This window comes from Puia sp. (assembly GCF_035546395.1).
GTDB lineage: Bacteria > Bacteroidota > Bacteroidia > Chitinophagales > Chitinophagaceae > Puia.
Genome location: NZ_DASZXR010000015.1, coordinates 640,769 through 661,726 on the forward strand (window position 1 = coordinate 640,769; position 20,958 = coordinate 661,726).

The following is a 20,958-nucleotide window of genomic DNA, read 5'->3' on the forward strand; positions in this document are numbered from 1 at the left end:
GCAAAGGTACATTGTTTAAAAAAAAATCGCCGATTGTGAAATTTCTCTTGACCTTTTGCCTTTTTTTCCTCGTCGGGGCAGCCTCCGCCCAGCTTACCTACGAAACGTTATTCGTGGACTATGACAGCGCCTGGCAGTTCAAGCACCTAAAGATCATCCCTATCCGGCGCAAGGCGGGGGCGGGGATGATGGATCGGAATGCCGATATCGTGCCACTCAACCAGGCCATGAAAAAGGGTCTGGTAACGGTGACCGAACGCGGGACAACCTCCTTCGAGAATGTCCACTGGCTGCGATTCAATACCCATGGCAAGAGCTCTATTTATATTTCGGGTGGCGAGATCGTCGCGGGTGGCCGCCAGGACCGGATGATCATCCGCGACACCATCCTGCGGCCGATGGAAAAGGACCAATATGTTCCCGTGATGTGCGTCGAGGAGGAGCGCTGGAGCAACAAAGAAAAGAAGTTCACGTATGGGAATTTCGCCAACCCGCACCTGCGCAAGGTGCTCGACTCGACAGGGAACCAGGTGTCCATCTGGCGGGAGGTAGACCGGCAGCTGCTGGCAGGGGCGTTCAAGAACAAAACCCTCGCCTATCTTTCCCGTTATGAGGACAAAAAATACCTCGCCGCACATGATGAATACTTCCGCTATTTCATGGACAAATTCGCGAAGACGGATAGCAATGTGGTAGGGTTTGTCGCCATTACCGGGGACAAGATCATCGGCACGGATATCTTCGATGGGACGGACCTTTTCTACCAACAGCTGGACCCACTGCTCCACGGATATATCGATGATGTGATGGCTTCGGGTTTGCCCGTGACGCTAAAGGATCCGCCGTTGAAGCGGTATATGGATCACCTGCTCAAGGATGAAGAGAGCCAGCAAGAGTTCGTAAAGGACAAAGGGAAGATCTTCCGGCAGGATGGGCGCGTCATCCATGTGAATACCTTCACGAAGGAGACCCCGGTACCCTGAGGCGGGTCCCCTAAAATCCACTATATTGTCGTATGTTTTATCTCGTACGTTCGCCCTGGTGGCTGAAGAAATTCTATTCGAAGCTTGTCTGGAATATCCCGGTGAACGAACGGGTCCTCTATCTGACCTTTGACGACGGCCCGCATCCCGTGGTCACACCCTTCGTACTCGATCAGTTGAAGGAATACGGCGCCACCGCCACTTTCTTTTGCATCGGGAAGAACGTACAGGAATATCCGCAGATCTATCGCAGGGTATTGATGGAAGGACATCGGGTCGGGAACCACACGCAGAATCATCTCAACGGCTGGAGATCGGACGATCGGAAATATGTCGACGATATCCGTGAGGCAGCGAAGCAGATCGACTCCGGTTTGTTTCGCCCCCCATATGGCCGCATCAGCCCCTTCCAGTCCGATCTGCTCCGCAAGCCACCGTTCAACTACAAGATCATCATGTGGGAAGTGCTAAGCGCCGACTTCGATCGGGCAGTGGATGGAGACCGATGTATGCGCAATGTGATCCGCCATGCGCGGCCGGGTTCGATCGTCGTATTTCACGACAGCGAGAAAGCCTGGGATCGGTTGCGCATAGCGCTGCCGAAAGTGCTGGAGCATTTTTACAAAAAGGGATATCGCTTTGAAGGGATACCGCCATCCTGAGGCGGCCGGATTCCCGTACTGGGAAAATGGGGCAGGGGAATGGTTTTTGCTAAAATAAAATTGGGCCTGGGTAGACACCCTGGCCCGTTTTTAATCCGTACCCTATGAAAACTGGTTTAAAGGTAAATCTTTTTTTGAACTGTGCAAAGATATTTAGTCAGTCTGACCTGACGAATCTTCTGGATTACGGCCTTTTACCACCCATTTCATTCCCTTCTCACGCCGCCGATTTATTGCCGCCCACCCGCGTCCACTCCATGTTTCCGCGGAATGCGAGCCTTTTGGCAAAGGCGCTTTCATAAAATGAGCATCGTCGAAATCATGGGTTTTGGGGATATTTGTACTCAATTTGGAAAGCAATTGTCATGGTACTGATCGACACCCATTGTCACTTATATAGCAAGGAATTTGAGCGGGACATTGAGGAGGTTATACAACGCGCTGAGAAAGAAGGTGTTAATAAATTTTTTCTTCCGGCGATCGACCGCCATTGCCAGGAAGCCCTATTGTCGCTGGAGGCCCGCTACCCCGGCAAATGCATTGGGATGACCGGCTTGCACCCTTGTCATGTAAAGGCGGACTGGGAGACGGAGCTGGCGTTCGTGGAGGCCGGGCTGGCCCGCCGGCCCTGGGTCGCCGTAGGGGAGATCGGGCTGGATTTTTATTGGGATCGGACTTTCGAAAAAGAGCAATATACCGCCTTCCACCGCCAGATAGAATGGGCCCTAAGCCATCGCATCCCGATCGTCATTCATTCCCGGGAGTCCATGAAAGAAAGCATCGGTGTGGTCCGCGAGCATCAAAAAGGCGCTCTGCGCGGCATCTTCCATTGCTTCAGCGGCGATGCCAATGCCGCGGCAGAGATCGTCGATCTCGGTTTCTACCTCGGCATCGGCGGCGTGCTGACCTACAAAAACTCCGGCCTTGGCGATGCTATCCGCGACATCCCATTGGAAAGGCTCGTTCTCGAAACCGACGCACCCTACCTGGCGCCCGTGCCCTTCCGCGGCAAGCGCAACGAGAGCAGCTACCTCCGGTATATCGTCGAAAAGCTGGCCGAAGTCAAGGGGTTGCCCGTTGAAGAGGTGGCCCGCGTGACAACGGAAAATGCACAAAAAATATTCGGAAACTAGGACCGGAAGCCGTACTTTTGCAGCCCTCGCGCGGGCGGCAAATCGCCCGCGATCATTCAACCGGAGAGGTGTCCGAGTGGTTGAAGGAGCACGCCTGGAAAGTGTGTATACTCGAAAGGGTATCGCGGGTTCGAATCCCGCTCTCTCCGCAAACACAAGCTCAACAGTGCCCAGCCAAAGGCTGGGCATTTTTTATTGCGCGAATGCGAGCCGGGCTTGCCCCCACATGGGACCAGCGAGCACGGCGAAGCCGCGCGCAGCTAATCCCCCCGCCTCAGTTGATCGGGATCCAGTTCCGCAAATATTCCACCAGCAATTCCGCACCGGACCCAGACGCCAACTTCCCATACGCCCCGGCAACCGCCATTCCCAATACACAGCAATGCTGAGGATCGAGCCGTAGTAACAAGCCCAGTTGATAACCGGCGCTAAACCGGATCCGCCCATTGATAACCCCGCCGATGCCGACCGGTGGCGGACCGTTCAAATTGAATTGTCCCTCCCGCGAGAACTGTACGGCATGACCGGCCTGCAAAACGATCAGGAAATCGATGCTCATCGTATTGAAAAGAGAAAGCCATCGATCCTGTGGCGTGCAATCCCGGACAACTACATCCCGCGCACCCGAATCCCGCGCCGTCAAACCCCGCGCCGCCGCAAAGGAAGCCCACTCGCTCGAAACGCGCGCCGTCGCACCCGAATCCCCGGCGCCGGGATTTCGCCCATTCAGCCTGCACCAAAGCGTATCCGCCTCATGGCCATCCAGCATCAGCGTCACCCGCCCACGGGAAGAATAATCGCCAATAATATCCAGCACCTCATCGATCCCAAAGACCGGCTTATACGCGACATCGCCAAGATGAAAGATGAATTGAAAATCCCGCTTCCCGAGAGGTTTTATCCAGGTAGAATAAAGCTTGTCCCAGGCGCCGTTGTCCACCAGCTCCGTCCAATCCGCCAGCTCGACAAGCGAACAGCGGCCGAGAATGCCGGAGGCGTCCTCTGCCGCAACACCGACCTCATCAACGATCACCCGGCGGATCCCCTTATTTCCCAGAAACTCCTCGGGGATCGCATCGGCGATTCGAATAGCCCCCGGGTGCCGAAAAGGGTTGACCATCTGATGCGCCCTGAGTTGCCGTAGATACTGCTCTACAGGAACGCTTTGCTCCTGGATAGTCCCCGCAAGCTCCCCCAGCACGGAGGTGATATCCGGCCTGATGGCTGTCCGGTACATATTGTAGGTTTAATGCGTTTCGGAATCCGGCTTTTCCACGATAATGCCCTTCTCCCCGGTGACGATCGTGATGGCATAAACAACCTCCCCGGAATCAGGTTGGCCATCCTCCCCGATCCTGTCGATCTCATCGACATGATAGGCATCCGGGTTCAGCCGGATATCCAGGTCGCCGCCATAAAGACCGCAGGACTCTGTTTCAAGGAAATTAAGGTCTTCGGTATAGCCCTTCTTTTGCAGGTCGGACAGATCTTTGCCAAGCAATTCTTTGTTTTCCATTTCGCTTTGACTTTTGTTGTGAGAAAAAAGGGGTCTGCCGCTTGCGGCAGACCCCAAATATCCTAGGCATGCTGCGTCTGCGCAGCCAACCACGCGTCAAAATTGATCGTCCCAAGTCTCGCCTTCCCTGCCGGTACCAACGAGGAAGTCGTTATCTGCGCACCGTAGTACTGCGCATGATCATTGGGCACCACCTTACGCGAATCGCCGGTAGCCTCCAGGAAACGAATGACCATCTCAGGCATCATAAAGCGTTCCGGTCCGGCGATCTCGGTCACCCCATTGACAGGCGCGGCCAGCGCAGCCTCCGCAACAAAGGTCGCCACATCGTCGGCAGCGATCGGCTGGAATTGAACATTCGAGATATGCACCACATTGCCGTCCGTAGCCTGGTCGGCAATGCCTTTGATGAATTCCAGGAATTGCGTGCTCCGGACAATGGTATAAGGCACACCGGATTGAAGGATCAGGTCTTCCTGTGCCTTCTTGGCCCGCATGTAACCGCTGTCCTGCATCAGCAGAACGCCCACAATAGACAAAGCAACATGATGTTTGACTCCGGCCTTGATCTCGGCCGCCAGCAGGTTGGCGCCCGCAGTCTTGAAGAATTCCATCACGGCTTTATCTTCGAACGAGGGAGAGTTGGCGAGATCGACGACCACGTCGGTGTTGGCCAGGGCCTCCGCCAGTCCTTCACCCGTGAGCGTGTTGATGCCGGTATTGGGAGAGGCGGCAATAACCTGATGCCCACGGCTGCGCAGCCTGGCGACAACCTTGGTTCCAATGAGGCCGGTGCCTCCGATGACAACGATTTTCATAACTTGAGATTTTTGATGTACAGGAATAAGGACCAAGCCGATGCCAAAAAAATAAATTATTGAAGATCAAAGGAAAACACCCAAAACGACAATCGGTTTTTCACGAAATAAAGTGAAAAGTCGAAAGTCCTCATCATATAAAGGGAGTCATCCGACCGGGAAGTAGTCGGCCTTGGAAATACCCAGCTTCTTCATTTTGGAATGCAGGGTATTGCCCGGGATCTGTAATATCCCGGCGGCGCCCCCGGCCCCGGAGATCTTACCGCCGCAACGTTGGAGCACTTCGATGATATAGCTGCGTTCCACCTCTTCCAGCGATCGGTTGGCCAGCTGTGCCGCACCCTGGACCTCCAGGCCCCCGCCTTTTGGGATATGCACCTCCGTTAAGGTGTCGCCAAAGGTCAGCAGGATGCTGCGTTCGATGAGGTGTTCCAATTCCCGCACGTTGCCGGGCCAGGTGTAGCTGCGAAGCTGGTGCAGCACCTTTGGAGAAATCTTTTTGATGTTCCTGCCGGAATTGCGGCTGTATTTCGCGACAAAGAAATTCGCCAGTGATTCGATGTCTTCCGGCCGGTCGCGCAAGGGTGGGAGATGGATCGGGAATACGTTCAGGCGATAGAACAGGTCCTCGCGGAACCGGCCTGCCTTTACTTCCTGGTCCAGGTTACGGTTGGTAGCGGCAATAAGCCGCACGTCGACCTTGATGGTTTGTTTGCCGCCCAGCCGCTCGATCTCCCGCTCCTGCAAAACCCGTAACAATTTTACCTGCGCCTCCGGCGGCATCTCCCCGATCTCATCGAGAAAAAGGGTACTGTGGTTGGCGAGCTCGAATTTCCCGATGCGGCGATCGATGGCGCCTGTAAAGGCGCCTTTCTCGTGACCAAACAGCTCGCTTTCAATAAGATTAGCCGGCAGCGCGGCGCAATTCACCTTCACCATCAGCTTGTCTTTTCGCGGGGAAGCGTTGTGGATGGCACGGGCGATCAATTCCTTCCCCGTGCCGGTCTCTCCCAACACCAGCACAGTGGAATTGGTGCTGGCCACCACCGACATCAGGCGGTAGACATCGGCCATCGCCGGACCGCTGCCAATGATCTCGGAGAAATTATTGATCTGTTCTTTCAGATAGCTGTTCTCGACCTCCAGCTGCTGCTTATAAGCCAGCAATTTTTCATTCGCCTGGATATTGGCGATGGCAATGGAGATCTGCGAACAGATACCCCTTACCATCAGCTTGCTCAGCCGGTCTGCCAGCAGCCAGATGGTGCCGATATTCTTGTCGCTCGCCCGTAAAGGAAGGCCGTACATGTTTTTCAACCCGGTGGTCTTCCAAAGACGCGCATAGCCATTACCGTCCTTTATCTCCTCGTCGACATTGAACACCAGCCCATCCCGGCTGGCCAGCACCCGCGAGGTGTAGGGCTCGTCGATGGTGATCCGGTTGACGGACATCTTATCATAGTTGGTCCCGGCCTGTTTGAACAGCGTCCGGTCGGACATGAAGGGGTTGAGATGGATCCCGTCGTCGTCGATGACCCGGATCATGGCGAGCTTGGTGTGCAACGTCCCATCGATGACCCGGAAGATGGCCTCCTGTAGCTCGGCCCGGGTCCGTACCTGCGTCATATCGCTGCTGAAATCCAGGAGAAATGCCTGCTCTTCCTGCTTTTTGGTCACCTGCTCGTTAGCCATGATATTGGCCATGGCCACGGAGATCTGGCTGCAAATGCCCTGCAGCAAAGAAATATTGACCTCTTCAGTACCCAACCACAAAATACCCAGATTGATCCCCGCATTGCGAAGGCGGATGCCTACCGTCGTTTTATATCCTACCCGCTTCCAATACTGCAGATAAGGGGACGAAAGACCGCGATGGATCTCCCGGTCTACATCGAACAGCACCGGGATTTCGCTGTCCAGCACCCTCTTCTGAAGCCCGTCGTTGATCGGGATGCTGGTGGTTACCAGCCGGTCCAGATCGCTTTTGTCCGGCCGGCTATTTCCCGGGTCGTAGATATATGCGCTTAGACCCGACCCATCCTCGTTGATCTTACGGATGGCATATCCCTTGAGGGCGTTGAGCTTGTTAAGGGAAGTGCGGACGGCAACGGCAAGGTCATGCTTTGTCCGGACCTTGGCGATATCGCTGCTGAAATCGAGGAGAAAGGATCTTTCCCTTTCCTGGTTGACGATCTCTTCGTTCTTGATGATATTGGCGACGCAACCCGAGAGCTGCGGCGCGATCCCCTTGATAACGCTTCTGAACTCGGGGGTACAGCTGCCGGGCTGATCGCTGTGGATATGGACAAATCCCATCGGCTTCCCTTCCCTGATCAGCCGGGTGATCAATATTTCCCGAACGCCCTCCTCATAGTTGACCCGGAGAAACACCGGACTCTGCGGCTCGTCGACGATCTCCTCAAGGCGAAACGAGACCGGGTCTTCCGAGGCAAGCGCCGCCTGTATGAATGGTTCATTGAGCGGAAAATGTGAGTGCACCAGCTGTTGATACAGCGGATGGTTCCGGATAGGGGAGTTCTCGTGGTCCAGCAGGAAGGGAGTATAGGTTTCTTCACCCGGATCGATAAGCGTGACAATGGTATGCGTAAAATAAAAGAGACTTTTGAGCCGGCGCGAGAAAAGAAAAAGGAGATCGTCCCGGTCGCGGACGCTGGATATGTCGTGGCCAAGGTCCAACAACATCTTCCTCTCCTGTTCAAGCACCGCTTTGGAAAGAATGGGTAACTCCGGTGTCGCAGATTCCGTCCTCTTCATATTGGCAAAGATAACCCCAAATGATGAGGATTGGTTCGGTTGAAATCGGAGGCCAACGGTCTATTGATTCAGGCTCAACCCGCTCCCCACCACTATATTATAGCGATCCGTCGGCGGCGATAGCTGGCGATGCGCATTGTCGGTCTTCGGTGTATCGGCATATTCCAGGTTCCAAATCTTGGCTTCCCGGTATGCATGGTAACACCAGGACCAGCCATAGCCTTCGAAGATGCCGGTACAATCCTGGAGATAGGTGGCGGCCCCGGGCGCATAGCGGGCGGTTTTGGTACAGTTTCATAGTTAAAGTTTGATTGGTCGTGATCAAACCTTAAGCCAGACCTCCACCGCCGTTTGAGCTCAGCGTTGAGCAATAAATTCCCCAGGCCCGGGGACAAACGCTCATTTTTGATGCAGGCACAAACTGTTCCCATCGGCATCCTTTATCCAGGCAAACTTCCCCCAGGGCGTCTCATCGATCTTCCCTACCGCAATCCCCTTCGCAGCAAGCGCCTTGACCTCGGCTTCGATATCGGCGGTTTCGCAAAGGATCGCATGAAAACCGGCAAGAGAGAGGGTTGTCTCGCCGCCGGGAAGCCCCATTTGTATCCAGGTGTCGCCATGGGCGCCGGGAGCCTCGACCACCACCTGGAAACCGAGACTGAGATAAAATTCTTTTGCTTTCTTCTGATCCTTGACGGGCAGCATAATGATCTCGATGGATTTCATTTTCGTAGATTTTCCACAAAACTAAAACCACCAAACGCTCCGGACTCAGGGTAACTGCGACAATCTAACCGGTTGATCGCGACACCACGGTTGCTTACATTTGTAACAGACAAGCCCCATAAAATGAAGCACGTTTCCATCCTCCCGCTTTATGACGCGACAATGACAAGCATCGATAGCGCCCACCAGATCTTTACCCGGGTGAACGACTTCATGCGCTACCAGGGCAAGCCCCCCTTTTACCAGGTGGAGATAGCCGGAACTGAAAAGACCATGGAACTGTCTAATGGCATGTATACGATCCACGTCGATAAAACCATCGACCAGGTAACGAAGACCGACGTCATCGTTCTGCCGCTGCTATGCGGAGACTTTCCAAAAGCCGTCGCCCGGAACGAGGGATACCGCGACTGGGTCGTGGATCGATATCGGCGTGGGGCGGAGATCGTCTGTCTCTGCGTCGGCTCCTTCTTCCTGGCATCCACCGGGTTGCTCAACGACCGGAAATGCGCGGTCCATTGGGCGGCAAAGAATGAATTCACGGCCCTGTTCCCGGAAGTGGTCGTCATCGACGACTCGATCATCACCGACGAACAGGGGATTTACACCTGCGGAGGCGGCTATTCCTACCTGAACCTGGTGCTATACATTCTGGAAAAACACCTGGGCCGCGATATATCCATCCTGGCTTCCAAGATGTTCGAGATCGATATCGAGCGTAAGAGCCAGAACCCTTTCGTCATCTTCATGGGGCAAAAGCGTCATGGGGATGAACAGGTGCTGAAGGCCCAGGAATTCATCGAGAACAATCCGACGGAGCTCTACTCGGTAGACGGCCTTTGCGAACGGCTGGCCGTGGGCCGGAGGACCTTTGAACGAAAGTTTAGGAAATGCACCGGCAATTCCATCGCGGAATATATCCAGCGCGTTAAGGTCGAATTTGCCAAAAAGCACCTCGAGGCTGGTCGAAAGACGGTGAATGAGATCGTCTACGAGACCGGGTATAATGACCTCGACGCGTTCAGAAAGATCTTTAAGAAATTCACCGACCTGTCCCCGGTCGACTACCGGAAAAAATACGCCGGGTAAAATTTTTCCAAAAAAATTTGCGCAGCTGAACGGTTGCGTATATATTTGTGCAGCCGATTGGCTGCATATTTAAAACCAGCCGGCGGCCATTCCATGCGCCGAGACATATTCCAAGCCATCGCCGACCCCACCCGGCGGGCGATCATCGCACTCATCGCCGTCCAGTCCATGACGCCCAACGCCATTGCCGAACATTTCGACATGACCCGTCAATCGGTTTCCAAACATATCCGCATCCTGACGGAATGCGAATTGCTGACAAAGGCCCACGAAGGGCGCGAGATCTATTATCAACTCCAAATCGAAAAAATGAAAGAGATCGACGTTTGGTTGGCTCAGTTCAGAAAGATCTGGGAAACCCGCTTCAGCCAGCTTGATAACCTATTGTCCACCATAAAAAAAGCAAAAAAATGACTCCTCACCTGCACTTTGATTTCACTGTGAACAAGGACAACAACACCATCCATGTGGAACGTGAATTTGCCGGCGACCTCGAAACCGTCTGGGACTGCTGGACCCGCCCCGAACTACTGGACCAATGGTGGGCGCCAAAACCCTACCGGACCCGAACAAAGTCGATGGACTTCCGCGAAGGCGGTACCTGGTTCTACGCGATGATCTCGCCGGAAAATGTAACGCATTGGTGCCGTGCGGACTACCAGGCCATCGACCTGCATAAAAGCTTTTCCGGCCTGGACGCCTTCTGCGATGAGATGGGGCAGATCAATACGGAGTTCCCCCGCGCACAGTGGAACAACCGGTTTAACCCCGGCGCCGGCGGCACAAAGGTCAATATCACCATTCAATATAAAACACTTGCCGATGTTGAAAAGATCATTTCTATGGGCTTTAAGGAAGGGTTTACCATGGCCCTGGAAAACCTCGATCGGTATCTGGAAGAGCGCTTCCGCCTTTGGCGGGGGGCAAAGACAAGCAACACCGCCCGGGTTTGTACCTACCTTAACTTTGACGGGAATACCGAAGAGGCCTTTCAGTTCTACCGGTCCGTCTTCCGCACCGAATTCGGCGGAAAAGGTATCCAACGTTTCGGTGACATCCCCGCGGAAACCGACCATCCTCCGGTTGCCGATGCGATAAAGAAAATGATCCTCCACATCGAGCTGCCCATCACAGGCAACCATGTCCTGATGGCAACGGATGCACCAAAGGAGATGGGCTTCACCCTGACCCAGGGTAATAATATGCACATCAGCATCGAGCCCGAGTCCCGGGAAGAGGCAAAACGTATCTTTGACGAGCTGTCTGCCGGCGGCGTCATCGAGATGCCCTTAGAGGATATGTTCTTTGGCTCGTATTTCGGTTCCTTCACGGATCGCTTTGGGATCAACTGGTTTGTCAATTATCAAACAAAACCCTGAGAAATATGAAACTCAAAACACTTACTATCCTGTACTGGATCTTCACTATCTTATTTGCGGCGCTGATGTTGTTCTCCGCCGTCGGCGGGATAAAGCCCACCGACGCCGCGATCAAAGTGATGCATGACGGGATGGGCTATCCCGTGTATTTTATCTCCTTTATAAGCATCGCCAAATTGCTCGGCTGCATCGCGATCCTTATTCCCGGCTTGGTCCGGGTCAAAGAATGGGCCTATGCAGGCTTGTTCTTCGACCTGGCCGGGGCCATTTACTCCAATATTGCGGTCGAAGATAAATTCGATCCGGCGATGCTTTCCTTGTTGATATGGGTCGCTGCAGGAGTATTGTCCTATTATTATTGGCGGCGCAGGATGGCTTGGGCCGGAGACCCCGACAGGATCGTAGCTGCCACGCCGGCGCTCGGCCAATAATGCCGATCGCAAAACGCGTCACCCCGGTCAAAATTTATCCACGTCGATGATCGCCTGCGCAAAAGCCTGTGGAGCTTCCTGCGGTACATTATGTCCAATCCCGTTGAGGATGCGATGCTCATACTTCCCGGTGAACTTTTTAGCATAGGCCTTTCCGTCCACATTGGCGCCGTCGAAATCGCTGCCGATCGTAATGGCCGGAACGGTGACCACGGGCCCGGTGGCAAGCGTCCCTTCGTGCTCATCGTACTGCGGCTCGCCGGGCGCCAGGCTAAGACGCCACCGGTAGTTATGGATCACAATGGCGACATGATCGGGGTTGTCAAAGGCCGCCGCCGTCCGTTCGTACGTGGCGTCGTCAAAATTCCATTTGGGCGACGCGAGCTTCCAGATGAGCTTGTTGAATTCATGACGATTCCGGTCATAGCCCACACGGCCGCGTTCGGTTGCGAAGTAATATTGATACCACCATCCCAACTCTGCCTTGGGGGGCAGCGGCTGCTTGTTGGCCTCGAGGTTGACGACAAGATAACCGCTGACGGAAACAATGCCCTTCACCCGGTCTGGCCAAAGCAGGGCCATGATATCCGCCCCACGGGCGCCCCAGTCAAACCCGCCGACAACGGCCTTTTTGATCGAGAGGGCATCCATCAACGCGAGCGTGTCTGCGGCAAAAGCCGACTGCTGGCCGTTGCGGATGGTATTGGCGTCGAGGAAGCGCGTAGTCCCATAGCCGCGAAGCCAGGGTACGATCACCCGGTAACCCCTCGCGGTCAGCAAGGGAACCACATCGGCATAGCTGTAAATATCATAAGGCCAGCCATGCAGCAGGATGACGACCGGACCATCGGCAGGACCCGCATCGACATAGCCCACATCCAGCGGACCGGCATTGATCTGTTTTATCGGACCGAGTGGCGTGAGCGGGGCCGGTCCCACCCGAACGGAGGAAAGGACCTCCGTAAAGCTCATTTGCGTGGAAGCGAGGCCGAGAGCGGCGGCCCCAAGGAACTTGCGGCGGCTTTGGTTGGTTTGCATGTTCTATTTGATATTTTCTTTTTTTATTGTGTGATGCTTTCTTTGGTGTAGTCGGCCGAGATCGTGACAGGCTTCCAGTTTTCCAGCTCCGCCGTCATCGTGGCGAGCTTCCTGGACGCACGTTCATAAGCGTCCGCACCGAGAAAAAGATGCAACGGCGGATCGGGTCGCTCCGCACAGTCGATAAAGATCTCCGCTGCCCTCTCCGGATCGCCCGGCTGCCGGCCATTCATAGCAAGATATCGCTCCCGGGCATTCTTCACGGCCTCATAACCTTCCAGCTTCGATTCCGTCAGCGCAAGCGAGCCTTCCGTCAGAAAGCCGGTGCGGAAGCCCGCAGGCTCGACGACGGTGACCCGGATACCAAATTCCGCCAGATCCAGCGCCAGCACCTCCGTAAAGGCCGCCAGACCTGCCTTCGTCGCGGAATAGACCGACCATCCCGGCGCACCGACAAAGCCTGCGACGGACCCGATATTGAGGATATAGCCCGAACCCTGCGCCCGGAAGACAGGCAACACCCTTTTGGTCATGACCATCGCAGCAAAGAGATTGACATCCAGGATAGCCCTGATGTCCTGGTCGCTGGTCTCCTCAAGGACGCCGGCCATCCCATAACCGGCATTGTTAACGAGCACGTCTATCCGCCCAAACGCGGCCATCGTCTCCCGGACGCTGTCTTCGATACAATCCGGGTTGCCCAGATCGAGCGCCAGCGGGAGAAAGCGGTTGCTGTCGATAAGGCCGACGGCATCTTTTAAGACAGATACGCGACGCGAGCCCGCAGCAACGCGGTAACCGCTGTCCAACAGCTTTTTTACCAGGTACAGGCCCAATCCCTGGGAAGCCCCGGTGACGAACCAGACTTTTGAGGTATCCATAGCGATTATTTTTTCAGGTGATTGAAAACTTCCGTGGTCTCTTCGATCAGCGAATTCATAAGGTGTTTGGCTTTTCTATGCTTTAGCAACGGCGCGATCTGGCCGCCCCAGAAAAGGATCATGTCCCATTTCTGACGATCGAGGGCGGCCTTACGGAGGGACGACATCAGGGTCGTTTGCAAAGGGAAGGGAAGATGGGCGGGTTCCTTGCCGCTGTGGTCCCGGCTGATCCTGCTGGTCAACCCACGGCCCAGCCGGCCGGTAAAGGCACGGGTAAGCATCGTATATTTCGCCGCGTCGGAAAAAAGCATTTCCTTATGGATCGGCAAGGCGCCGGACTCATCAGTGGCCAGGAACGCGGTACCGATCTGTGCTGCATCGGCGCCCAGGATCATTGCAGCGGCGATCCCCCGGCCGGTCGCAATGCCGCCAGCGGCAATGACCGGGATCTTCACCTTTTCACGGATCAGCTGCACCAACACAAAGGTCCCCGTAGTAGAGGCCTCAGCGGAATCCAAAAAGGAAGGCCGATGCCCGCCGGCTTCAAAGCCCGAGGCAATGATCATATCCGTTCCCGAAGCTTCCAGCGCAAGCGCTTCATCCAGCGTAGTCGCGGCGCCCACGGTCACGATGCCCTTGCTCCGGCATTCTTCGAGAACGTCCGCAGGTAAGGTGCCGAACATAAAGCTGAACACCTTGGGCCGGATATCGAGCACTACCTGCAACTGGTTGGCGAACCGCGAGGCGAACGGTGCAGGCTTCTCCGGAAAAGGGATCTCCAGCTCGTCAAAATAGGCGCCGAATCGCTCCTTTGCCTTTTTATGCTGGTCTTCGGTCGCCAACCCACCCGGGGCGTCGGTGTCCGAAACCCAGAGGTTTAGATTGTAGGGTTTGTCGGTCGCGGCCCTGATCTGCCGGTCGATGGCATAGATCTCCTCCGGAGACATCGTATAAGCCCCATAGCCCCCAAGCCCGCCGGCATTGGAAACGGTGGAGACCAGCTCAACCGAGGAGAGACCACCGCCAAACGGGCCTTGCAGGATCGGATAGTCGATGTTCAGCAACCGCGTAGCTTTCGTTTGGTACCACATGATGCAAGATGTTTATTGAATTACGTCGCTGATCATTTTGTTGACGATAAGCCATTTACCGTCGATCTTATGAAAGGACAGGAATTCATGGTAATTGAAATCGTACATTTTCACCTTCAGCTCGGCCACGGCAATGCTGTTGATGATCCGGATATCGACGATCTCGCCCTTGAAAGGCTTGCCGGAATCCCGTACGCTTTGCCGGTTCTTCACACCGTCCAGGTACTGCTCGAGATTTTTCGCATAAGGCTTTCCCTGGACGTCCCCAAAGAGCAGCGTACCGGGATGATACAACTGCCTCAACAGGTCGACATCGCCCTCATAGATACCCTTGAAGTAAATATTCTCGAGCGACTGGGCGATCGCCGTCGAATCTTTTTCCTGCGTTACCATTGTTGCTGGTGTTTGAGCTTTGCCGCCCCACCACAGGCAGGACAACAAAGCGGTGAATAAAAGGGTTCGCATATCAGTTAAGATTATGGCCGGCGCCCATGCCGCCGTCCACGTTAATAATGGCTCCGTTGATAAAATTGCTCTTCGCAACGGTGTACACCATCTCGGCGATGTCTTGCACCTCGCCGACCCTGTTGACAAGGGCAAGACCCGCCATCGAATCACTGTGCGCTCCATGCATCGGGGTTCGGATGGTACCGGGGGCGACGGTGTTCACCCGGATGTTCCGGCTGCCGAATTCGGCCGCCAGCTGAACGGTCAGCGAATGGATCGCCCCTTTGCTGGACAAGGGCGCGGACGCGGGTACACCACCCAGACCGTGATTGACCAACGGCGTGCCGATGTTGATCACGACACCGTCGCGCTGTTTCAGCATCTGCGGGATGACGGCCTGTGTAGTGAAGAATGTGCCTTTCAGATTGGTGCGGAGGAACCGATCCAGATAATCCTCATCCACTTCCAGAAAGGGCCTTGTCTCGAAGATCCCGGCGTTGTTCACCAGGACATCGGCAGACCCGAATTTTTCGACGGCGGTGGCGATCAACCGCTCGCCCGTATGCTTATGGCTGACGTCACCGGCCACCATGGCGAGATTCGGGCCCCCGCCAAGCTCCTCGTAGGTCTCTTCCAGCTTTCTCTTCGTTGCGGAATTGATGACGACATTATCGCCTTTTTCCAGAAAATATCGCGCTACTTCTTTACCGATACCGGAGGACGCTCCGGTTACGATGATCGTTTGTCTTTTCATGATCCTATTTTTTGTCGGCGGTGACCCCCTGTTCCCGAAGTACGGACACCTGCTCCCCTGCATAACCCCAGTCGTCCAGGCCGATCTCCTGGATGACGACATGGGTCAGATGCGGGTCCTTGTTCAGCACTTGGGTGATAAGGTCGGTCACGCCCTTTATCAACTGTTGTTTCTGTTCGCGGGTGACGCCCTCGCGGGTCACCTCTATTTTTACATAAGGCATAACGAAAGGTTTTAAGCGACGGCTTTTGCCGTGATGTTTACATCGAGGTCAAAATCATTGTAGATAAGCGTGTCCCCCAGGTCTTTGAAGAAATTCCCGGAACGAAACTTCATTCCGTACACGGTCCGGTCCACCACGACCTTCCCCGATGCGGTAAGCGTATCGCCGGCAACCTTTACATCTGCATCGAAGCCTACCGGCCCGGTGATGCCCTTGATCGTAAGATTCCCTTCTATATGATCACCGATCACCCCCGTGATCTCGAAGCTGGCTTCGGGATACTTTTCCGAGGCGAAGAAGTCCTCCGAGGCCAGGTGCCCGGCGAATTGTGCGTTCGTGGCAGGGTCGGTGACGTCCAGTATCTTGATGGACCGCGTGTCGATCGTAAATTGGCCGCCAGTGACGGCGCCGTTGGTGAGGGTCAGCGAACCGTTCTTAATACCGATGGTACCGTTGTGGGCGCCCGTGACTTTCCGGCCTACCCAGTCGATGTTGCTTTTTGCAGCAACAATGTTGAATTGTTCCGTTTTCATTGTTATTTGTTTTTGATGACACAAAGCTACTACGGGCAGCAGGCGGAATTGCGTGATGTAGATCACAATTCAATGGGAATGGTAAAGACGGCTCAGGGTTTCCCGGGAAACTCCCAGGTAGGCGGCAATCAGGTGTTTAGGGACAAGGCTATACAGTTGCGGGTAGAGATTCAACAATTCTTCATAGCGGGCCCTGGCGTCGTTGTTCATCAGGGACAGCAATCGCCGTTGGGCGGCCACAAAGCCCTTATTGGTACGCCACCGGAAAAAACGTTCCACGGAATGCAGCTCATCGCACAGTTTCTCCCGGTCGGTATTGGACAGGCTCAGTAGTTCCACATCGGTTATGCAGTCGACGCTGATCGTCGCCTTTGTCCGGGTATATAGGGCGTTATAGTCCGAGGTCCACCAGGTCGGCATGGCGAATTGCAGGATATGCATCTTCACGTCATCGTTGATGAAGAAAGCCTTCAGACAGCCGGAGACGACAAAGTACTCCACATCCACCTTATCGCCTTCCCGGATCACCACCTGCCCCTTTTTAAAAGAGTGCGGTTTAAAATGGGAAAAGAAATGGGCGAACTCTTCCTCCGTCAGGGAAGCCAATTTTGCGACATGCTCTTTCAGGAGTTGTTCGGCCTGCATTGGAACTCAAAAGTACAGCAAATATATTGGCTATCCCCTGTCCGTAAACGAGGAATCATTGTCGAAATCAACTGGGTTTTGATTGCGGGGATTGTACGAAATTTGCAAAAAGGCGCTGGCATGGCTTTCACCACACAATCCTTCGATCAGTTCAACCGCATCAACACCTGCGGAGCGGGGACGGCGTCACCGCCGCAGCATTTCAATGTCGTGTCAATCGAAGACCGGCTACGTAGCGGCGAGGTCTATCCCGCCTATGTCCGGCGCGACTTTTATAAGATCATGCTGTTTCAGGGCACGGGCGTCTTTCATTTCGGCGACGAGAGCATCCCGGTCGGCGGCGATACCCTGCTCTTCTTCAACCCGCGCGTCCCCTATGCCTACGGGTCGGTTCCAAAGGATATACGCGGATTCTTCTGTGTCTTCCAGCAGGGTTTCTTTACCGGTGCCCTGCGGCCCCACCTCGAAGATATCCCGTTGTTCCTTCCCGGGGCCAAACCCGTATTTTCTCTCGATGCGGAACAACTGGCCGAAGTAACAAGCCTGTTCCGGAAGATGCAGGACACCCTGAACTCGGACTATATCTATAAATACGAACTGATCCGCGCCTACGTGATCGAACTCATCTATTACGCCATGCGGCTGGCGCCATTGGTATATCGTCCCGCCGAGGTCAGCGCCACCGCGCGGATCACCACCGTATTCCTCGAACTGCTGGATCGACAGTTTCCCGTAGAGCCTTTCAGCGACCGGCCGCTCCTCCGCACGCCAAAGGATTTTGCCCATCGACTGGCGATCCATATCAATTATCTCAACCGGGCAGTGAAAAAGGAAACGGGTAAGACGACGACGGACCATATCGGAGACCGGCTCGCAGCAGAAGCCAACGCGATGCTGCAGCACAGCAATAGGACGATCGCGGAGATCGCCTACGACCTGGGGTTCCGGGATCAGGCGCATTTCAACAATTTCTTCCGCAAGCGGATGAAGACAAGTCCCTCCGCAATCCGGCAGGCCACTGTCACGGCGCCCCGAAAAAACGGTCCCGCCAGGACCGCCCAGGTTTGATTTTTACAAGGATTGGTTTGTTTCGCACAAGGAAGACCCCTGCGGTCCGGGGTAACTTTGCGGAATGAGAACAGAACAAACACCCATCGGCTCCGGGTTTGGAGCCGCTTCTACCGCCACCGACGTGATCCGGGGCATCGATCTCAGGGACAAGACGGCGGTCGTTACCGGGGGTTACGCCGGCATCGGTCTGGAAACGGTACGCGCCCTCGCGGACGCCGGCGCAACCGTGATCATCCCCGCCCGCGATAAGACAAAAGCTGCCGCCGCGATCGACCGGATCATAGCGGCAGGGCAACCGGGGCGAATGCGGGTGGAACTCGCGGATATGGATCTTATGGATCCGAAATCGGTCGATGCGTTTGCAAAAGGATTCCTCGACACAGGCAGGCCGCTTCATATCCTCATCAACAACGCCGGCATCATGGCCACCCCCTTGACCCGGGATGCCCGCGGCTGCGAATCCCAATTTGCCACAAACCATCTCGGTCATTTTCAACTGACACTCCGGCTTTGGCCCGCACTGGCCCGGGCAGGCGGCGCCCGCGTGGTGTCGGTCTCCTCCTGGGGCCATCGTTTTTCGCCCCTCGATCCCGAAGACCCGAATTTTGCACACCGGTCGTACGATCGCTGGCTGGCCTACGGTCAATCCAAGACAGCCAATATCCTCTTTGCCGTCAAACTGGACGAGATCGGCCAGGCGGCAGGAATACGCGCTTTCTCCCTGCATCCCGGCACGATAGTCGGAACCGATCTCTCGCGGCATATCTCTCTGGAAGACCTACGCAGGACAGGCGTACTCGACGAACAGGACAGACCTATACTCGATGCATCGCGGGGACTGAAGACGATCCAGCAGGGCGCCGCAACGAACGTTTGGTGCGCCACTAGTCCCAATCTCGCGGGTAGGGGCGGGGTCTATTGCGAGAACAGCGATATTTCCCCCCTGATCCCCGCGGAGAAAGAAGAGGAAATGCGAAAAGTTTCGCGGCCTTCCGAAGGACGGCCCAATGGCGTATTCGCCTATGCCGTCGATCCGGTCATGGCAAACCGGCTGTGGACACTCAGCGAGGAGCTCACCGGTGTCGCAATCACCCCGTAAATTGGACGGAAATGCCATTGCCCGGTCTGACCTTTTTCGTGTAAGTTTGTTGCATACTGATCTTATGCAAACATCCAACAAAAAGGCCGCGCTCAGCTTCATTTTCGTCACACTCCTTATCGATTGTATGGGCTGGGGCCTGATCATACCCGTAAGCCAGGAACTCGTTTCCCAACTGAAAGGGATACCCTTCAACGAGGCCAGCCCCTATGGCAGCTATTTGTTGGCAGCCTACGCGTCCATGCAATTCATTTTTTCGCCCATCATCGGAAACCTGAGCGACCGGTATGGCCGCCGGCCCGTTTTGCTGTTCGCATTGTTGGGATTCGGCTTCGACTACATCATTCAAGCGACCGCCCCGGCCTATGGCTGGCTCTTCCTGGGTCGGGCCGTCGCCGGTATCACCGGCGCCAGCTTTACGACCGCCAGCGCCTATATCGCCGATATCAGCACGGACACCACCGACCGCGCAAAAAATTTCGGGATGATCGGTGCGGCTTTTGGCCTCGGCTTCGTCCTCGGCCCCGCACTCGGATGGCTGCTTTCCAACTGGGGCATCCGGGCGCCATTCTGGGGCGCCGCCGTACTTTGCCTGGTGAATTGCCTCTTCGGATTTTTCGTCCTCCCGGAATCCCTGAGCAAGGAAAACCGCAGGGCATTCGACTGGAAACGCGCCAACCCTTTCGGGTCGATGAAATTCCTGTTCACTCATCCAAGCATCGGCGGCCTGGCATTCAGCTTCTTCCTGATTTACCTGGCCGTACAGGCCGTTCAGGGCAATTGGAATTTCTTCACCGCCTATCGCTTTGGCTGGACGCCCAAATTTATCGGCATCTCACTGGCAATGGTAGGCGTGCTCGTCGGCGCCGTACAGGGCGGATTGACACGCGTCATCAACCCGCGGATCGGTAATGAGAAAAGTATCTATCTCGGACTTTCTATGTATACGATCGGCCTGGTGCTTTTCGCATTCGCATCGCAAACCTGGATGATGTTCGTCTTCCTCATCCCCTATTGTATGGGCGGACTCTGCAGCCCGTCATTGCAAGCCGTTATCTCGGGACACGTAGCGCCAAACGAACAGGGCGCCTTACAGGGCGCCCTGACGGGATTAATGAGTTTTACGACGATCATCGGCCCATTGATCATGAGCGGCACCTTCGCCTACTTCAGCAGCAAGAGCGCACCGTTTTACTTCCCGGGCATGCACTTCCTGCTCGGCGCGCTGTTCATGTTGATGGCCGTGCTGATCGCGGCGCCCGTGCTCAGCAAGGACAGGCGCCGGCGTCCGGAGATGGTCCGTTAATGATAATGATGACGACCCATGTCTTTCAGATTGCGGATCCTTCCATCCATCGTGATGTACTGTCCTTCCTTCAACTGAAGGCTTTCGCCGCTCCCGGCATCGATGGACCCATTGGGATGGATGGTCGTATGATTGACGAGGATGACGTCCTTCCTGACGCGCTTCCGCTTGCCGCGGTCGACTTCAACTAATTTTCCGTGCACCATCATGATGTAGGAACGGGGAGGACGGGGAACATTCGAAGAAGAATGGGCGAAGAGCGCCAAAGAGAAGGCAAAAAAGGCTACGAAAAGGGTAAGCTTTTTCATATCGGGGTTTTAGGGTACGAGGTTAACGGCCATAAAACGTCCCCGGCTTC

The 20,958-nt window shown here is 55.2% G+C and carries 24 protein-coding genes and 1 tRNA gene; 11 read left to right on the forward strand and 14 right to left on the reverse strand.

What is annotated here, in order from left to right:
* Window positions 1-35 precede the first annotated feature (35 nt).
* From VHE34_RS20710 to VHE34_RS20725, 4 genes are all read left to right on the forward strand, one after another.
* Window positions 36-983 carry an ARPP-1 family domain-containing protein gene (locus VHE34_RS20710; RefSeq protein WP_325591317.1) on the forward strand — a complete coding sequence of 316 codons (948 nt, stop codon included), beginning with the start codon at window positions 36-38 and terminating at the stop codon, window positions 981-983.
* Window positions 984-1,015: 32 nt separating this feature from the next.
* On the forward strand, window positions 1,016-1,645 hold the full coding sequence (locus VHE34_RS20715) for a polysaccharide deacetylase family protein (protein ID WP_325591320.1): 630 nt from the start codon (window positions 1,016-1,018) through the stop codon (window positions 1,643-1,645).
* 365 nt (window positions 1,646-2,010) lie between these two features.
* Window positions 2,011-2,778: a TatD family hydrolase gene (locus VHE34_RS20720; RefSeq protein WP_325591323.1), complete on the forward strand. Its 768-nt coding sequence runs from the start codon at window positions 2,011-2,013 to the stop codon at window positions 2,776-2,778.
* A gap of 62 nt (window positions 2,779-2,840) precedes the next feature.
* Window positions 2,841-2,927, forward strand: a tRNA-Ser gene (locus VHE34_RS20725).
* A gap of 125 nt (window positions 2,928-3,052) precedes the next feature.
* On the opposite strand, the gene VHE34_RS20730 is transcribed toward VHE34_RS20725, so the two are convergent.
* The 5 genes from VHE34_RS20730 to VHE34_RS20750 form a co-directional block, all read right to left on the reverse strand.
* The gene (locus VHE34_RS20730; protein WP_325591325.1) at window positions 3,053-4,015 is read right to left on the reverse strand and encodes a hypothetical protein; all 963 of its coding nucleotides are present in this window, start codon (window positions 4,013-4,015) and stop codon (window positions 3,053-3,055) included.
* Between the two features lie 9 nt (window positions 4,016-4,024).
* Window positions 4,025-4,294, reverse strand: a complete 270-nt coding sequence (locus VHE34_RS20735; protein ID WP_325591327.1) for a hypothetical protein — start codon at window positions 4,292-4,294, stop codon at window positions 4,025-4,027.
* Between the two features lie 62 nt (window positions 4,295-4,356).
* Window positions 4,357-5,112: an SDR family oxidoreductase gene (locus VHE34_RS20740; RefSeq protein WP_325591329.1), complete on the reverse strand. Its 756-nt coding sequence runs from the start codon at window positions 5,110-5,112 to the stop codon at window positions 4,357-4,359.
* Between the two features lie 147 nt (window positions 5,113-5,259).
* Window positions 5,260-7,887 (reverse strand): sigma-54-dependent Fis family transcriptional regulator, encoded by a 2,628-nt coding sequence (locus VHE34_RS20745; protein WP_325591331.1) that lies wholly within the window; start codon window positions 7,885-7,887, stop codon window positions 5,260-5,262.
* Between the two features lie 399 nt (window positions 7,888-8,286).
* The gene (locus VHE34_RS20750) at window positions 8,287-8,613 is read right to left on the reverse strand and encodes a VOC family protein (protein ID WP_325591334.1); all 327 of its coding nucleotides are present in this window, start codon (window positions 8,611-8,613) and stop codon (window positions 8,287-8,289) included.
* Window positions 8,614-8,736: 123 nt separating this feature from the next.
* Between VHE34_RS20750 and VHE34_RS20755 the strand changes: the two genes are divergently transcribed.
* The 4 genes from VHE34_RS20755 (at window position 8,737) to VHE34_RS20770 (ending at window position 11,512) form a co-directional block, all read left to right on the forward strand.
* Window positions 8,737-9,702: a GlxA family transcriptional regulator gene (locus VHE34_RS20755; RefSeq protein WP_325591336.1), complete on the forward strand. Its 966-nt coding sequence runs from the start codon at window positions 8,737-8,739 to the stop codon at window positions 9,700-9,702.
* Between the two features lie 93 nt (window positions 9,703-9,795).
* Window positions 9,796-10,116, forward strand: coding sequence for a metalloregulator ArsR/SmtB family transcription factor (locus VHE34_RS20760; protein WP_325591338.1), 321 nt, complete (start codon window positions 9,796-9,798; stop codon window positions 10,114-10,116).
* Window positions 10,113-11,081, forward strand: coding sequence for an SRPBCC domain-containing protein (locus VHE34_RS20765; RefSeq protein ID WP_325591340.1), 969 nt, complete (start codon window positions 10,113-10,115; stop codon window positions 11,079-11,081). The genes VHE34_RS20760 and VHE34_RS20765 overlap by 4 nt, the downstream gene beginning before the upstream one ends.
* Window positions 11,082-11,086: 5 nt before the next feature.
* The gene (locus VHE34_RS20770; RefSeq protein ID WP_325591343.1) at window positions 11,087-11,512 is read left to right on the forward strand and encodes a DoxX family protein; all 426 of its coding nucleotides are present in this window, start codon (window positions 11,087-11,089) and stop codon (window positions 11,510-11,512) included.
* A 27-nt stretch (window positions 11,513-11,539) separates the two neighbouring features.
* On the opposite strand, the gene VHE34_RS20775 is transcribed toward VHE34_RS20770, so the two are convergent.
* The 8 genes from VHE34_RS20775 to VHE34_RS20810 form a co-directional block, all read right to left on the reverse strand.
* Window positions 11,540-12,550 (reverse strand): alpha/beta hydrolase, encoded by a 1,011-nt coding sequence (locus VHE34_RS20775; protein ID WP_325591345.1) that lies wholly within the window; start codon window positions 12,548-12,550, stop codon window positions 11,540-11,542.
* Between the two features lie 23 nt (window positions 12,551-12,573).
* Window positions 12,574-13,431, reverse strand: a complete 858-nt coding sequence (locus tag VHE34_RS20780) for an SDR family NAD(P)-dependent oxidoreductase (protein ID WP_325591347.1) — start codon at window positions 13,429-13,431, stop codon at window positions 12,574-12,576.
* A gap of 5 nt (window positions 13,432-13,436) precedes the next feature.
* Window positions 13,437-14,522: a nitronate monooxygenase gene (locus tag VHE34_RS20785; protein WP_325591349.1), complete on the reverse strand. Its 1,086-nt coding sequence runs from the start codon at window positions 14,520-14,522 to the stop codon at window positions 13,437-13,439.
* A 12-nt stretch (window positions 14,523-14,534) separates the two neighbouring features.
* Window positions 14,535-14,987 (reverse strand): nuclear transport factor 2 family protein, encoded by a 453-nt coding sequence (locus VHE34_RS20790; RefSeq protein WP_325591351.1) that lies wholly within the window; start codon window positions 14,985-14,987, stop codon window positions 14,535-14,537.
* A 1-nt stretch (window position 14,988) separates the two neighbouring features.
* Entirely contained in the window at window positions 14,989-15,723 is a 735-nt protein-coding gene (locus tag VHE34_RS20795) for an SDR family oxidoreductase (RefSeq protein WP_325591353.1), read from the reverse strand.
* Between the two features lie 4 nt (window positions 15,724-15,727).
* On the reverse strand, window positions 15,728-15,946 hold the full coding sequence (locus VHE34_RS20800; RefSeq protein ID WP_325591355.1) for a 4-oxalocrotonate tautomerase family protein: 219 nt from the start codon (window positions 15,944-15,946) through the stop codon (window positions 15,728-15,730).
* A gap of 11 nt (window positions 15,947-15,957) precedes the next feature.
* Window positions 15,958-16,479, reverse strand: coding sequence for a YceI family protein (locus tag VHE34_RS20805; protein ID WP_325591358.1), 522 nt, complete (start codon window positions 16,477-16,479; stop codon window positions 15,958-15,960).
* A gap of 69 nt (window positions 16,480-16,548) precedes the next feature.
* Window positions 16,549-17,124, reverse strand: coding sequence for a Crp/Fnr family transcriptional regulator (locus VHE34_RS20810; RefSeq protein ID WP_325591362.1), 576 nt, complete (start codon window positions 17,122-17,124; stop codon window positions 16,549-16,551).
* A 120-nt stretch (window positions 17,125-17,244) separates the two neighbouring features.
* On the opposite strand from VHE34_RS20810, the gene VHE34_RS20815 reads away from it, so the two are divergent.
* The 3 genes from VHE34_RS20815 to VHE34_RS20825 all read left to right on the forward strand — a co-directional run bounded on the left by VHE34_RS20815 (window position 17,245) and on the right by VHE34_RS20825 (window position 20,600).
* Complete coding sequence (locus VHE34_RS20815; protein WP_325591365.1) at window positions 17,245-18,192, forward strand: AraC family transcriptional regulator; 948 nt, start codon at window positions 17,245-17,247, stop codon at window positions 18,190-18,192.
* Between the two features lie 64 nt (window positions 18,193-18,256).
* A complete protein-coding gene (locus VHE34_RS20820; protein WP_325591368.1) occupies window positions 18,257-19,294 on the forward strand; it encodes an oxidoreductase in 1,038 nt (345 codons plus the stop codon).
* A gap of 64 nt (window positions 19,295-19,358) precedes the next feature.
* Window positions 19,359-20,600, forward strand: a complete 1,242-nt coding sequence (locus VHE34_RS20825; RefSeq protein ID WP_325591372.1) for a TCR/Tet family MFS transporter — start codon at window positions 19,359-19,361, stop codon at window positions 20,598-20,600.
* Here the strand turns inward: VHE34_RS20825 and VHE34_RS20830 are convergent.
* A complete protein-coding gene (locus VHE34_RS20830; protein ID WP_325591375.1) occupies window positions 20,597-20,908 on the reverse strand; it encodes a DUF6799 domain-containing protein in 312 nt (103 codons plus the stop codon). The two genes, VHE34_RS20825 and VHE34_RS20830, sit on opposite strands and share 4 nt — an antisense overlap.
* Window positions 20,909-20,958 lie beyond the last annotated feature (50 nt).

Excerpts from the sequence above, each read along its gene's own strand:
- VHE34_RS20715 (WP_325591320.1), top strand. The coding sequence starts at position 1,016 with ATGTTTTATCTCGTACGTTCGCCCTGGTGGCTGAAGAAATTCTATTCG.
- VHE34_RS20745 (WP_325591331.1), bottom strand. The coding sequence starts at position 7,887 with ATGAAGAGGACGGAATCTGCGACACCGGAGTTACCCATTCTTTCCAAA.
- VHE34_RS20830 (WP_325591375.1), bottom strand. The coding sequence starts at position 20,908 with ATGAAAAAGCTTACCCTTTTCGTAGCCTTTTTTGCCTTCTCTTTGGCG.
- VHE34_RS20770 (WP_325591343.1), top strand. The coding sequence starts at position 11,087 with ATGAAACTCAAAACACTTACTATCCTGTACTGGATCTTCACTATCTTA.
- VHE34_RS20740 (WP_325591329.1), bottom strand. The coding sequence starts at position 5,112 with ATGAAAATCGTTGTCATCGGAGGCACCGGCCTCATTGGAACCAAGGTT.
- VHE34_RS20790 (WP_325591351.1), bottom strand. The coding sequence starts at position 14,987 with ATGCGAACCCTTTTATTCACCGCTTTGTTGTCCTGCCTGTGGTGGGGC.
- VHE34_RS20785 (WP_325591349.1), bottom strand. The coding sequence starts at position 14,522 with ATGTGGTACCAAACGAAAGCTACGCGGTTGCTGAACATCGACTATCCG.
- VHE34_RS20760 (WP_325591338.1), top strand. The coding sequence starts at position 9,796 with ATGCGCCGAGACATATTCCAAGCCATCGCCGACCCCACCCGGCGGGCG.
- VHE34_RS20720 (WP_325591323.1), top strand. The coding sequence starts at position 2,011 with ATGGTACTGATCGACACCCATTGTCACTTATATAGCAAGGAATTTGAG.
- VHE34_RS20730 (WP_325591325.1), bottom strand. The coding sequence starts at position 4,015 with ATGTACCGGACAGCCATCAGGCCGGATATCACCTCCGTGCTGGGGGAG.
- VHE34_RS20750 (WP_325591334.1), bottom strand. The coding sequence starts at position 8,613 with ATGAAATCCATCGAGATCATTATGCTGCCCGTCAAGGATCAGAAGAAA.
- VHE34_RS20810 (WP_325591362.1), bottom strand. The coding sequence starts at position 17,124 with ATGCAGGCCGAACAACTCCTGAAAGAGCATGTCGCAAAATTGGCTTCC.
- VHE34_RS20755 (WP_325591336.1), top strand. The coding sequence starts at position 8,737 with ATGAAGCACGTTTCCATCCTCCCGCTTTATGACGCGACAATGACAAGC.
- VHE34_RS20825 (WP_325591372.1), top strand. The coding sequence starts at position 19,359 with ATGCAAACATCCAACAAAAAGGCCGCGCTCAGCTTCATTTTCGTCACA.
- VHE34_RS20820 (WP_325591368.1), top strand. The coding sequence starts at position 18,257 with ATGAGAACAGAACAAACACCCATCGGCTCCGGGTTTGGAGCCGCTTCT.
- VHE34_RS20795 (WP_325591353.1), bottom strand. The coding sequence starts at position 15,723 with ATGAAAAGACAAACGATCATCGTAACCGGAGCGTCCTCCGGTATCGGT.
- VHE34_RS20805 (WP_325591358.1), bottom strand. The coding sequence starts at position 16,479 with ATGAAAACGGAACAATTCAACATTGTTGCTGCAAAAAGCAACATCGAC.
- VHE34_RS20780 (WP_325591347.1), bottom strand. The coding sequence starts at position 13,431 with ATGGATACCTCAAAAGTCTGGTTCGTCACCGGGGCTTCCCAGGGATTG.
- VHE34_RS20815 (WP_325591365.1), top strand. The coding sequence starts at position 17,245 with ATGGCTTTCACCACACAATCCTTCGATCAGTTCAACCGCATCAACACC.
- VHE34_RS20765 (WP_325591340.1), top strand. The coding sequence starts at position 10,113 with ATGACTCCTCACCTGCACTTTGATTTCACTGTGAACAAGGACAACAAC.
- VHE34_RS20800 (WP_325591355.1), bottom strand. The coding sequence starts at position 15,946 with ATGCCTTATGTAAAAATAGAGGTGACCCGCGAGGGCGTCACCCGCGAA.
- VHE34_RS20735 (WP_325591327.1), bottom strand. The coding sequence starts at position 4,294 with ATGGAAAACAAAGAATTGCTTGGCAAAGATCTGTCCGACCTGCAAAAG.
- VHE34_RS20775 (WP_325591345.1), bottom strand. The coding sequence starts at position 12,550 with ATGCAAACCAACCAAAGCCGCCGCAAGTTCCTTGGGGCCGCCGCTCTC.